Origin of the sequence: Morganella morganii H1r, assembly GCF_000633515.1 — a bacterium.
In the GTDB taxonomy this organism is placed as follows: Bacteria; Pseudomonadota; Gammaproteobacteria; order Enterobacterales; family Enterobacteriaceae; genus Morganella; species Morganella morganii_B.
In genome coordinates this window covers 13298-26162 of record NZ_AYMP01000018.1, presented here as the reverse complement: position 1 = coordinate 26162, position 12865 = coordinate 13298, and the positions used below count along the sequence as shown (strand labels likewise).

Sequence of the window (12865 nt, the reverse complement as noted above, 5' to 3'; positions counted from 1 at the left end):
GTTACAAATTATTAACATATCATATTTCCTATGACGACATCTCACTCCGCCCGTCAGACAACGGCGCTTCATATTGCAGTCAGTGGTTTTCTTGCGCTGGTGGTAGCCATGGGAATAGGGCGCTTTGCCTTTACCCCGCAGGTGCCGCTGATGATTGACGAGCACCAGCTTGACCTGACAACCGCCGGTATTGTGGCTGCCTGGAATTACCTCGGCTATCTTGCCGGATCCTTTGATGCCATGCGGGCAAAGCGCGGTATTGAACTGCGGCTGTGGACCGGTTTATGGGGGGCGGTGATTATCACATTGCTGTCAGCGGTGATTTCCGGTGCGGTACTGCACAGTATCGCACGGTTTTTTATCGGCTGGGCGAGTGGCTGGACACTGGTGTTAGCGGCTGCCTGGACCAATGACGCGCTGGCAAAACTCAACCGTCCGGCACTGAGTGTCGCTGTTTACGGCGGTACCGGCACCGGCATTCTGCTGTGCGGACTGGCGGCCATCGGTATTCAGGGGTTATCACTGACCGCCTCACAGGGCTGGTGGATCTATGGTGCTGCGGCACTGGTATTCAGTCTGTATGTCAGCCGCTATCTGCCGCGTCCGGGGGAGCTGAGCAGCAGCAATTCCCCGCACAGTAAACCGCTGATGACACCAAAAATCCGCCGTTTATTGTGGAGTTATGCGCTGGCCGGATTCGGTTATATTCTGCCTGCCACGTTTTTATCACAGATGGCGGCGGCACGTTTTCCCGGCAGCCTGTTTGCTCAGTTTGTCTGGCCGGTATTCGGGATAGCGGCCGTGGCCGGTATCGTGGCTGCCATTGCCGCGCGGCGTTTTTTCACACCGCAGCGGCGGCTGGCAATCACCCTCTGGGCACAGGCAGCGGGTATTCTGGCGGCGGAAGTCATGCCCGGGATCAGTGGCCTGGCAGTCAGTGCCTTTCTGGTCGGCGGCGGGCTGATGGCGGTGGTGCAACTGGCATTCCAGTGCGGGCGCGAACTGGCACCGGAACACGGTCGTTATATGGCCGGATTGCTGACCACCTGGTATGCCGTCGGGCAGCTTGGCGGCCCGCTGGTATCCTCTGTCTCCGCGTATTTTACCGGTAAGCTGGAACCAGCGCTGTGGGTCGCCTGTGCGGCACTGATTATCGCTGGTTTGCTGGTTTTTCGTGACCGCAGTGATATAAAAGAATAATTATCTCAGTGATAACAGGGTTATTATTTATTAATCCTGTTATCTTGATTATTCATTAAAAATAAAAAACGGATAACTAAAAAAACGGTTTTATCACTTAACCGATTTATGCTTTATTTAATTTTCAGAGCATAAAGTCGTTATGATGAAAAATAACCGGTAGTCATTCCTGATGAGAAAGAAGAATATTATTCAGAAGGCAATCAATGATCTGAAAGATATACGATTGTGGTCTATAAATATCAGCATGATACTGACATCTCTGGCCGTAACGCACTCGTCACTGCGCATTGTCAGGCCGGATAATGTGATGACCTATGTCTTTCTTATCCCTGTTATTTATCTGGGGTTTTATATTCTGATAAAAAAGATACTGTACTTTATAGTTGAATAATTGAGAGGTTAATCATGAAGGAATTAAATCAGGAACAATTAATGTCTGTTTCAGGTGCAGGGTTTATTTCTGCAGGAATGATTTTCGCCGGTATTGCATTTGATGTCAGCGCTGCAATGATTTCAAATATCACCCGGAACAGCGAAGAAATTGTTTTTGCTGAACATAAGGATATTTCCCGTCTCCGTTATGAGGTTATATAACACATCCGTTATCCGGCTCTTTTCCGGTAATGGTGCCAGTTGCGTTCATTCCGGCTCATATCCGTAGTATTAACAGGGGTTTCCGGTGCAAACTTTTCATCACCAAAACCACAAAATGGATTAACAAAACGGCGTATTGCTCTAAAATAGCAGGGCGGCGGGTATTGACCCGCCGCCGGGTGCAACACAGCACCGGGAGTCACCTGAAAAATAGTCGGAGAAGGTATGTCATCATTAAGCCGGGAAGCAGAACTTGTCCACGCCGCGCTGATCGCTCGCGGGCTGGAGACACCATTGCGGGAGCAGACACTGCCGCCGGAAACCCGTAAGGTTCAGATTGAAGCGCATATGACAGAAATTATGAAGCTGCTCAATCTCGACCTTAGCGACGACAGTCTGGCAGATACCCCGAAACGTATCGCGAAGATGTATGTGGATGAAATTTTTTCAGGACTGGATTATCACAATTTCCCGAAAATCACCCTGATTGAAAATAAAATGAAAGTGGATGAGATGGTGACGGTCCGTGATATCACGCTGACCAGCACCTGTGAACATCACTTTGTCACTATCGACGGTAAAGCCACCGTGGCCTATATCCCGAAAGACACGGTTATCGGGTTATCGAAGATTAACCGGATTGTGCAGTTCTTTGCTCAGCGCCCGCAGGTGCAGGAGCGACTGACACAACAAATTCTGCTGGCATTGCAAACATTGCTCGGCACCACCAATGTGGCGGTATCCATTGATGCGGTGCATTACTGTGTTAAAGCGCGTGGTATCCGTGATGCGACCAGTACCACTACCACCACCTCTCTGGGCGGGTTATTTAAATCCAGCCAGAATACCCGCCAGGAATTCCTGCGCGCGGCCCGTCATATTTAAAGATGAATATGTCTGTCACATCCGCCTCTGCCCGTATTGATGTCCTCGATATGGTGCGGGGGCTGGCTGTTCTCGGTATTTTTATCCTGAATATCAGCGGATTCGCGCTGCCGTCGGCAGCATACCTGAACCCGCTGTATACCCCGGCGGCATCCGCAACAGATATCGCCACCTGGGCGGCACTGAGTGTGCTGGTTCAGGGGAAATTTCTCGGCATGTTTGCACTGCTGTTCGGTGCCACCCTGATGATACTCAGCCGTTACAGCCAGCCCTGGAATATGGCACGGTTGCTGGTACTGGGCATAATCGGTGTACTGCATACGGCACTGCTCTGGAGCGGGGATATTCTGCTGATGTACAGCCTGACCGGCGTGGCCGCCTGCTGGATCATCCATAATGTTTCCTCCCGCTGGTGGCTGAAGCTGGTACCGGTGCTGATCCTGACCGGATTGTTTTTATTGTTTTTCCTGTTATCGGAAGACGGCGAGCTGAAACTGCTGTACTGGCAGCCGTCGCAGGAAATGCTGGATTATGAAGTGCTGATCGCCAACACCGGTGGTATTGCCGGTATGCAGGACAGAATCAGCACCATCAGCGGCATGCTGATGATGATGGTGGTTCAGTATGGCTGGCAGTTACTGGCAATGATGCTTCTGGGTGCAACACTGATGAAAAACGGCTGGCTGAAAGGGGCATTTCCGCTGTCTCATTACCGGCGGCTGGCGGCGTGGCTGCTGATCCCGTCACTGTTGTTGCAGGCGGTTGTCATGTGGCTTGAATACCTGAACGGCTGGAGTGTCTTCTGGATGGGCACTGTCGGTTATCCGCTGGCGGATATTTTGCAGCCGGTGCAGACCACCGGGCTTATCGCGCTGTTTTATGGGCTGCAACCACAGTTAAAACCGGTTGCCGCCTGTCTGCAGCGGGTCGGACGCACAGCGCTGAGCAGTTATCTGCTGCAATCGGTGTGCGGGGTGATACTGTTTGAGTACCTGGGGTATTTTAACCGGTTTGATCGTCTGACACTGCTGGCGTTTGTGCCGCTGATGTGGCTGATCAACATCCTGTTCTCAACCCTGTGGCTGCGTTATTTTTCTCAGGGGCCGGTGGAATGGTTATGGCGGCAGGCCGCCAATAAGCTGGCGGCCCGCTGAAGCCGGATTATTGCGCGGCGGGTACCGGTTGTGTGGTGTCCGCCGGTTTTTCCGGTGTCTCAGGCGGCTCCGGATAAAGCGCATTCAGTTCTTCCGGTGTCACTGCCGGATATGACGGCACATTCTCCGGTAAGGTCTGTGGTGCAGGAATAGACTCCTGCGGGCCGAGGAAACGCGGTTCGCGGTTGAGAATATATAAATCCGCCAGTGCACCCAGCCGGGCAATCACTTCCCGGGCCCGGACAGTGAACATATTCTTCGGGGAGGAAACGGCGTAACAGCGCGCCTCAATGCCTTTTTCCATTGCGATATACAGTGCCCGTTCACAATGGAAGCGCTGGGTAATAATCGTAAAGCCATTGGTATCAAAGACTTTGCGGGTACGTACCACCGAATCCAGCGTGCGGAACCCGGCAAAATCGAGCACAATTTTACTGGCCGGGATCCCCGCATTCACCAGATCCTTACGCATCGTGCTCGGTTCATTGTAGCTGTGCTGCGCGTTGTCGCCGCTCAGCAGCAGATATTTCACCTTGCCGCTGTTATACGCATTCACGGCACCCTGAATACGATACCGGTAATATTGGTTAATTGTCCCGTTTTTATAGTACTTAGCGGTACCGAGTACCATACCGACTTCACTCGGTGGCAGGTCATTGATATTTTCATAGATATAAGGCGCGGTTTTCCAGCTAATCCAGCGATCTGCCGCAATAGCCGCTGCGGCTGCCAGAATAATACCTGCCAGCATCCACAGAATGATCCGTTTCCATATCCGCGCTTTTCCCATTATTACTGAGGCCTTTATCACTATATCATTACCATAAGGCTAAGATTACTTGAGCGCGGAAAGGCTGGCAAGGGTGAAAAAAAGAATAAAACCCGCACGGTGGCGGGTTTTCAGCGGCAGAACAACGGTTATTCGTCAGAAAGATGTCCGGCGGTAAACACGATATTCCGGATGCCAGAAGTTGCGTTCGATGGCTTCATCGAGTGCACTGTCAGAGGTCACGGTAGCGACTCCCTGGATCTGGGCTTCTTTGGCAACCTGTTTGGCGATGATACGCGAGACTTTCTTGATGTCCTCAATGTCCGGCAGCAGAGAACCTTCGCCGTTGATCACCATCGGTGAACATTCCGCCAGCGCGCGGCTTGCTGTCATCATCATGCCGTCAGTCACACGTCTGGCACCGGCGGCCAGCACACCCAGACCAATTCCCGGGAAAATAAAGGAGTTGTTGCACTGGGAGATAGGATAGGTTTTATCCTTATAAATCACCGGATTAAACGGGCTACCGGTCGCCACCAGTGCATGGCCGTCTGTCCAGGCGATAATATCTTCCGGACGGGCTTCCACACGGGAGGTCGGGTTGGACAGCGGCATGACCACCGGACGCGCACAGTTTTTGTGCATTTCACGGATAATCTCTTCCGTAAACAGCCCCGGCTGACCGGAAACACCGATAAGCACGGTCGGTTTGGCGTTGCGGACCACATCTTCCAGCGAAATGGCATCATTCTGTACATCCCAGTCTGCAATGATGTCACTTTTGGTGATCAGTTTGCTCTGGAAATTCAGCAGGTTCGGCAGTTTATCGGTCAGCAGACCGAATCTGTCCACCATAAAGATACGGGCACGCGCCTGCTCTTCACTCAGACCTTCGGATTTCATCTGCGCGATAATCTGCTCGGCAATACCGCATCCGGCTGAACCGGCCCCCAGGAAGGTAACAGTCTGATCTTTCAGCTGTCCGCCTGCAGCCCGGCTGGCGGCAATCAGACTGCCGAGGGTGACTGATGCGGTACCCTGGATATCGTCATTAAAGCAGCAGAGCTGATCACGGTAGCGTTCCAGCAGCGGCATGGCATTTTTCTGGGCGAAATCTTCAAACTGTAACAGCACATCCGGCCAGCGGCGCTTAACGGCATTGATAAATTCATCAACAAATTGATCATACTCTTCGCCGGTAATGCGCGGGTGACGCCAGCCCATATAGAGCGGGTCATTCAGACGCTGCTGGTTATTGGTGCCGACATCCAGCACGATAGGCAGGGTATATGCCGGGCTGATGCCGCCGCAGGCGGTATACAGAGAGAGTTTACCAATCGGGATCCCCATCCCGCCGATCCCCTGGTCACCCAGACCGAGGATGCGTTCACCGTCGGTTACCACGATGACTTTTACATTCTGCTTGGTGGCATTCTGCAGCATGTCATCAATGTAAGCGCGGTTCGGATAAGAGATAAACAGCCCGCGCGCACGGCGGTAGCTGTCCGAGAAATGCTCACAGGCCGCCCCGACAGTCGGGGTGTAAATGATAGGCATCATTTCTTTGAGGTGAGCATTGAGCAGGCGGTAGAACAGCGTTTCATTCGTATCCTGAATGTTACGCAGGTAGATATGTTTATCCGTATCGTTTTTAAAATCAGAATACTGACGATAGGCGCGTTCAGTCTGCTCTTCGATAGTCTCCACTGCTTCAGGCAGCAGGCCGTGGAGGTTGAAATTACTGCGCTCTTCTTCAGAGAAGGCGCTTCCCTTGTTCAGCAGCGGGAACTCTAACAGGATAGGGCCCGCATACGGGATATATAATGCACGTTTGCTTTCGTATTCCAGTTCCATGTATGACTACTCTTTGCCAATTGACATTTTAAGACAGGACGCACTGATCCTAAGTTATCTGAAAAATATGTACAGTAATTGTTACGAAATTAGTGATACCGATGTGTGAAAGTGAGAGGCGGGATAGATTTATATTGAGTAATCACGTAAAGGCTGATACCCGTAACCAATAGGTATCAGCCTCAGCAAAGCAGAATCAATAGCTGAACAGAGAGATATCCTGACACCCCAGGGCGCTCAGTGTGGCAGAGGTACTTTCCCACTGTGACAGCATGGCGTTACTGCCTTCCACCAGCACGGCGCGGTGGATATCGTGCAGGTCACCACCCGCCATATTCATAAAGATCAGTGCGGCCTGTAACGGCGGCAGTCCCGGGTTAAAGGCGGCATTTTCAATATAAGCACCGCTGTAGATGCGTCCGCGGCTGTCCTGAAGAGCGACGCCGCTGTGGGAACGGGAATACGGCGCATGGCTGCGGTTGGCAGCTTCCAGTGCTTTTCCGACCACCGCATTGGTGGCGGGGAAATGATAACCGTGATGCACTCGGTCAAATAACCGGGTTTTAATCCCCAGATCCACCGGCCCGAAAGCATGCGGCAGCAGCGTTTTCAGCGGCATGGCAGCCAGTTCCGGTAACTGAATCAGCAGGTCTGTGCCGCTGTTCAGTTCATTCATAAACTGACGGCAGTGGCCGCACGGTGTGTAATTGACGGTGACTTTACGCAAACCGTTCTCGCCGCGCAGCCAGGCATGAGTAATTGCGCTTTGCTCCGCATGCACTGTCTGTTGTAACGGCACATGGCAGAATTCCATATTGGCGCCGAAATAGAGGTTACCACTCAGTCCGTGTGCAATCGCGCCGACATTAAACCGGGACACCGGCGTCACGGCACAGGCTGCGGCCAGCGGCAGCATGGCCAGCGCGAGTGCATCCTCATCAGTACCTGCGGCGTTGCAGAGTGCGCTGACCTGTTTGGCGGATAAGTATCCGGGGAAAGTATCAGCACAAACGATGTCCGTCAGCAGAGTCTGTAACGGGGAAGGGAGTGTGTTCAGGGCTGTATGAAAGCGGTTTTGCATAAAATGACCTCCATTATCAATGAGATCATTCTAGCGGGTAGTCAGAGATAATGAACGTGATTTTTATCACGTTCATTATGAAACGAATGAAACAAATGTTGGATTTGCGAGACGAGACTCAAATTTTTAAGTCAACCGAATAGCGTCAGCAGAACCGGGAAGATAAACGGCGCCATCAGAGAAGTAATAATCCCGCAGGTCATTAATGCCAGTGAGCTGTAAGCCCCTTCCACATAATCTTCTTCCGCGCAGCGGGCGGTGCCGAGGGCGTGAGAGGCTGTACCCATTGCCAGACCGCGTGAGGCTTTGGTGGTGACCCGCAGACGTCTGAACAGGGTATGGCCGAAAATCGCGCCGAGGATCCCGACAAAAATCACACACACAGCGCTGATTGCGGCGACACCGCCGATGGAGTTGGATACCGCGATAGCAATCGGGGTGGTCACCGATTTAGGCAGGATAGAGGCCGCTATTTCAGGCGTTGCACCCATCATAAAGGCAACAGCAGTGCCGGTAACCATGGCAATCACACTCCCGGCAAAGCAGATGGTGATAATGGATTTCCACTGTGCGCGGATCTGATGCAGCTGTTCATACAGCGGGAATGCCAGTGCCACCACAGCAGGTTGCAGCAGATCGTTGAGGATGCGGCTGCCCTCAAAGTAGTGGTTGTATGAGGTTCCGGTGAATACCAGCAACGGAATGATAATCACGATGGATATCAGCAGCGGGTTTAATACCGGCAGCTTAAATTTGATATAGATAGCTCTGGCGAGAAAATAGACGCCGATGGTTAGCGGGAGCGACCACCAGATATGCGTTAACATTTGCGTTTCTCTTGTTGTTCAGTGTGTTCTGCGGCGGCAACGGCATCGGCTTCCTGTTGTTCAGGAACCGGAACATGGCGGCGGTGAATAAATTCAGAACTCAGGGCCACGGTACACATGGCGATAAAGGTACTGACGACACAGGCGACCAGGATTGGCAGCAGCTGGGCGCTGAGGGTATCGTAATAGTTCATCACACCGATACCGATCGGCAGAAATAACATTGTCATGTTTTTCATTAATAAGGTGCAGCCGGGCTGGACCCAGTGCGCCGGAATAATCTGCAGTGCGAGCAGCACAAAAAGCAGCAGCATGCCAACAATGCTGCCCGGGACGGAAAACGGCAGTAACACCGCGATAATATTGCCGGCAAACAGGCACAGATACAGGATCAGAAATGCCCGTAGATAGCGCCAGCCGGTTTCCGCTATCTGTTTTGGTTTCATGATAATGTTCCTTCTTGGATGAACCTATTCATCATACAATTAACTTTTTATTTGTGCTACATGTCACGAAAAAAATAGTGCACAGGCGCGAACAGCCCGCTCGTTTTTTATGCATTTTATAATCGTAAAAGACAGATTGTAACGGACGTGGAATAAGATATCAGATACAATAGTGTCTGTTATCAGGGTTATTTGTTATTTTTGGATACCATAATGTCTACAGGAGGTCTGATGCTATCACGGCTGTTATTAACCGATGCTGATGTCAGCAAAGCATTTGCCGTCTGGCTGCGTAAAAAACGCGAAAGCCGGAAATGGTCACGTGACATTCTGGCTGCCCGCAGTCTCGTTCCCGCATCCACGATAAAAAAATTTGAGCTGACCGGGCGCATATCATTCCGTCAGCTCCTGACATTATGGCAGTGTCTGGATGATATCGGTGTACTTTATGATGTTGTCGATCCGAAAAAACGCACTGAGGTGAAGATACCACAGACAATAGAAGAGGTATTGAAAGATGAATTTTAAGCCTGTTCAGAAACTGACAATAATACGGACATTGTCAACGGGAGAGACAACAGAAGCCGGAACGCTGGTACAGAACCGGACAGGTGTTTTTTTTCAGTATCACAGTGATTATCTCCGGCGTTTCGGCAACAGTTCACCGGTAACTCTGAAAAACAGCACTGAACTTCAGCGTGCACCAATCAGCCCGCACAATGGTCTGCACGGACTTTTTGCAGACAGCTTGCCGGATGGCTGGGGGCGTTTGCTGCAGGACAGAGTATTCCGGCAGCAGGGCATTGCACTGCATAATATTACGGCGATGGACAGACTGGCATTTGTCGGACATCGTGGTATGGGGGCATTTTCCTATTATCCGGAATCAGACTATCAGCCTGAAGAAGAGGGATATGCAGACCTTATTACGCTGGGAAGAGATGCTCAGGCGGTATTTGAAGGTGAGACGGATGTTGTTCTGTCTGCTCTGGTGGCAGCGGGAAGTTCCGGCGGAGCCAGACCCAAAGCACAGCTTTATTTCAGACCCGGGGATTTTTCTGTCTGTTCAACCGGTGAAATGCCGGGCAGTGAAGCCTGGCTGGTAAAATTTACGTCAGCATCACTGCCGCTGGGGCATGATGAGGGATTATGTGAAGCTGTTTATCTGGATCTTGCCGGACGGGCCGGACTTAATCCGCCACAGTGGCGATTGATCGATACCGGAAGCCGGGGAGCAGCAAAAGCCTGGCTGGCCGTAAAACGTTTTGACCGGACAGATAATGGTACAGATGAACGTCCCGGTCGCTTGCTGATGCACAGTATATGCGGGTTATTGGATGCAGATTTCCGGATACCGTCTTTAGATTACGAGGATCTGATTCGTCTGAGCAGGATGCTGTGCCGCTCAGTTCCCGCCGGACAACTGCAATTCCGGAGAGCTGTATTTAACCTGCTGGCTGCAAATCAGGATGATCACACTAAAAACTGGTCTTTTCTGCAATCAGACGATGGTCAGTGGCAGCCGGCTCCTTTTTATGATGTGACTTATAATCCGAATGGTATGAATGAGCATACAATGGCTTTCGGCGGATACGGAAGAACACCACCGGCAGGAACAATGAAGCATCTGGCTGAACTGGCTGGTTTTGATAACTGGGAAACCGCGCGTCAGGCAATTGCGGAGATCGCGGATGTTGTGGCCGGTTTTCCTGAGCTGGCAAAAACAGCCGGTGTTTCACCGGATATCCGGCGGGAAATAGAAGGCACGCTGACACAGCGGCGGCAAAGCAATCAGCATTTATTGTCGGTATAAAAAACGGCAGCGGATCTGAATGATGCGCTGCCGTTATTTTGACTGGTGAACGACAGGATTTACTGCACCTGCTGGCCCGGCTGTGCACCGGAATCCGGGCTGAGCAGGAAAATCTCTTTTCCGCCCGGGCCTGCGGCCATCACCATGCCTTCAGAAATCCCGAAACGCATTTTGCGTGGTGCGAGGTTGGTGACCATCATCGTCAGGCGGCCTTCCAGCGCTTTCGGATCCGGATACGCCTGGCGGATGCCGGAGAAGACCTGACGGGTTTCGCCGCCGAGATCCAGTACCAGTTTCAGCAGTTTGTCCGAGCCGTCCACGAAATCGGCAGACATAATCTGTGCGATACGCATATCGACTTTGGCAAAATCATCAAAACTGATGGTGTCCGCAATCGGGTCATCTGCCAGCGGGCCGCTGACCGGTTTGGCGGACATGGCTTTGATATCCTCTTTGGAGGCTTCAATCATCTCTTCCACTTTCGCCATTTCAATACGGCTGAACAGGGCTTTGAAATCCGCAATCTGATGATCGAGCAGTGGTTTGGCAATACCGTCCAGTGTCAGTTCCTGATTCAGGAACGCTTCACTGCGGGCCGCCAGTTCCGGCATCACCGGTTTCAGGTAGGTCATCAGCGCGCGGAACAGGTTGATACCCATGGTGCAGATGGCGTGCAGCTCATCATCTTTACCTTCCTGTTTCGCCACCACCCACGGTGCTTTCTCATCAATATAACGGTTGGCCACATCAGCCAGCGCCATGATTTCGCGGATAGCTTTGCCGAACTCACGGCCGGTATACTCTTCGCTGATGGTTTTTTCAGCATCAATAAACTGCTGATATAACTCAGGTTCAGCCAGGGTGGCACTCAGGCGGCCGTTAAAGCGTTTTTTGATAAACCCGGCGGTACGGGAGGCCAGGTTGACCACTTTGTTAACGATGTCACTGTTAACACGCTGAACGAAATCTTCCAGGTTGAGGTCAATATCATCAATACGTGAAGAGAGTTTCGCCGCGTAGTAATAACGCAGACTGTCCGCATTCAGGTGATTCAGATAGGTGCGGGCCTGGATAAAGGTGCCGCGTGATTTGGACATCTTGGCGCCGTTCACTGTCACATAGCCGTGGACAAACAGATTGGTCGGTTTGCGGTAACCGCTGCCTTCCAGCATGGCAGGCCAGAACAGGCTGTGGAAGTACACAATATCTTTACCGATAAAGTGGTACAGATCCGTGTCAGAATCTTTTTTCCAGAACTCGTTAAAATCGAGATTACCGCGTTTGTCACACAGGTTTTTGAATGATCCCATGTAGCCGATTGGCGCATCCAGCCAGACATAGAAGTATTTACCCGGTGCGCCCGGAATTTCAAACCCGAAATAAGGCGCATCACGGCTGATATCCCACTGCTGCAGGCCGGAATCAAACCACTCCTGCATTTTGTTGGCAACCTGCTCCTGGAGCGCACCGCTGCGGGTCCATGCCTGTAACATGTCAGCGAAAGCCGGCAGATCAAAGAAGTAGTGCTCACTTTCGCGCAGCACCGGTGTGGCACCGGAGACCACGGAGCGCGGGTTAATCAGCTCGGTCGGGCTGTAAGTTGCGCTGCACACTTCGCAGTTGTCGCCGTACTGGTCTTCTGCTTTACATTTCGGGCAGGTGCCTTTCACAAAGCGATCCGGCAGGAACATGCCTTTTTCCGGATCGTACAGCTGGGAAATGGTCCGGGTTTCAATATAGCCGTTCTTTTTCAGCGCCAGATAGATGTTCTCGGATAACACCCGGTTCTCCTCGCTGTGCGTGGAGTGGTAGTTATCAAAGCTGATGGCGAAATCGGCAAAATCTTTCTGATGCTCAACGCTCATGTTGGCGATCATCTCTTCAGGGGAGATCCCCTGCTGCTGTGCCTTGAGCATAATCGGGGTGCCGTGAGCATCGTCGGCGCAGATGAAGTGAACCTCTTTGCCGCGCATTCGCTGAAAACGGACCCAAATATCAGCCTGGATATGTTCCAGCATATGACCGAGATGGATTGAACCGTTTGCATATGGTAACGCACAGGTTACCAAAATTTTATTAGCGATCTGAGACATAGAGTATTTCACTTCCTCAAATAATAAAGGGTCTTTGATGTTAACCGATCCCGTCCCCCCCTGCCAGCAGTAATCCGGCTTTGTGTGTGGTTTTCCGGACTTTTTTCTGCCGTGAATATCCGGCGATAACCCTGCTGATTGCAGGG

12 protein-coding genes are annotated in these 12865 nt (G+C 51.7%); 6 read left to right on the top strand and 6 right to left on the bottom strand.

What is annotated here, in order from left to right; genetic code table 11:
• Positions 1-30: 30 nt before the first annotated feature.
• The 4 genes from U868_RS0111260 (at position 31) to yeiB (ending at position 3836) form a co-directional block, all read left to right on the top strand.
• The gene (locus U868_RS0111260) at positions 31-1200 is read left to right on the top strand and encodes a YbfB/YjiJ family MFS transporter (protein ID WP_025153387.1); all 1170 of its coding nucleotides are present in this window, start codon (positions 31-33) and stop codon (positions 1198-1200) included.
• A 408-nt stretch (positions 1201-1608) separates the two neighbouring features.
• Complete coding sequence (locus U868_RS25480; protein ID WP_152689634.1) at positions 1609-1797, top strand: hypothetical protein; 189 nt, start codon at positions 1609-1611, stop codon at positions 1795-1797.
• Between the two features lie 225 nt (positions 1798-2022).
• Entirely contained in the window at positions 2023-2682 is a 660-nt protein-coding gene (folE, locus tag U868_RS0111245) for a GTP cyclohydrolase I FolE (protein ID WP_004235735.1), read from the top strand.
• Positions 2683-2690: 8 nt separating this feature from the next.
• Positions 2691-3836, top strand: coding sequence for a DUF418 domain-containing protein YeiB (gene yeiB / locus U868_RS0111240; RefSeq protein ID WP_240182714.1), 1146 nt, complete (start codon positions 2691-2693; stop codon positions 3834-3836).
• 7 nt (positions 3837-3843) lie between these two features.
• Here yeiB and sanA read toward each other — a convergent pair whose 3' ends face one another.
• The 5 genes from sanA to U868_RS0111215 form a co-directional block, all read right to left on the bottom strand.
• The gene (gene sanA, locus U868_RS0111235) at positions 3844-4611 is read right to left on the bottom strand and encodes an outer membrane permeability protein SanA (protein WP_025153384.1); all 768 of its coding nucleotides are present in this window, start codon (positions 4609-4611) and stop codon (positions 3844-3846) included.
• 150 nt (positions 4612-4761) lie between these two features.
• Positions 4762-6459: an NAD-dependent malic enzyme gene (locus U868_RS0111230; protein ID WP_025153383.1), complete on the bottom strand. Its 1698-nt coding sequence runs from the start codon at positions 6457-6459 to the stop codon at positions 4762-4764.
• Positions 6460-6655: 196 nt separating this feature from the next.
• Entirely contained in the window at positions 6656-7540 is an 885-nt protein-coding gene (gene cdd / locus U868_RS0111225; protein ID WP_025153382.1) for a cytidine deaminase, read from the bottom strand.
• Positions 7541-7671: 131 nt separating this feature from the next.
• Positions 7672-8367 (bottom strand): CidB/LrgB family autolysis modulator, encoded by a 696-nt coding sequence (locus tag U868_RS0111220; RefSeq protein WP_025153381.1) that lies wholly within the window; start codon positions 8365-8367, stop codon positions 7672-7674.
• On the bottom strand, positions 8361-8813 hold the full coding sequence (locus tag U868_RS0111215; RefSeq protein ID WP_025153380.1) for a CidA/LrgA family protein: 453 nt from the start codon (positions 8811-8813) through the stop codon (positions 8361-8363). Before U868_RS0111215 ends, U868_RS0111220 begins: the two co-directional genes overlap by 7 nt.
• A 231-nt stretch (positions 8814-9044) precedes the next feature.
• Between U868_RS0111215 and U868_RS0111210 the strand changes: the two genes are divergently transcribed.
• Together U868_RS0111210 and U868_RS0111205 are read left to right on the top strand one after the other, a co-directional pair.
• Positions 9045-9341 (top strand): hypothetical protein, encoded by a 297-nt coding sequence (locus U868_RS0111210; protein WP_025153379.1) that lies wholly within the window; start codon positions 9045-9047, stop codon positions 9339-9341.
• Entirely contained in the window at positions 9331-10626 is a 1296-nt protein-coding gene (locus U868_RS0111205) for a type II toxin-antitoxin system HipA family toxin (protein WP_025153378.1), read from the top strand. Before U868_RS0111210 ends, U868_RS0111205 begins: the two co-directional genes overlap by 11 nt.
• 59 nt (positions 10627-10685) lie before the next feature.
• Here the strand turns inward: U868_RS0111205 and metG are convergent, their stop codons facing one another.
• Positions 10686-12719 (bottom strand): methionine--tRNA ligase, encoded by a 2034-nt coding sequence (gene metG, locus U868_RS0111200; RefSeq protein ID WP_025153377.1) that lies wholly within the window; start codon positions 12717-12719, stop codon positions 10686-10688.
• Positions 12720-12865 lie beyond the last annotated feature (146 nt).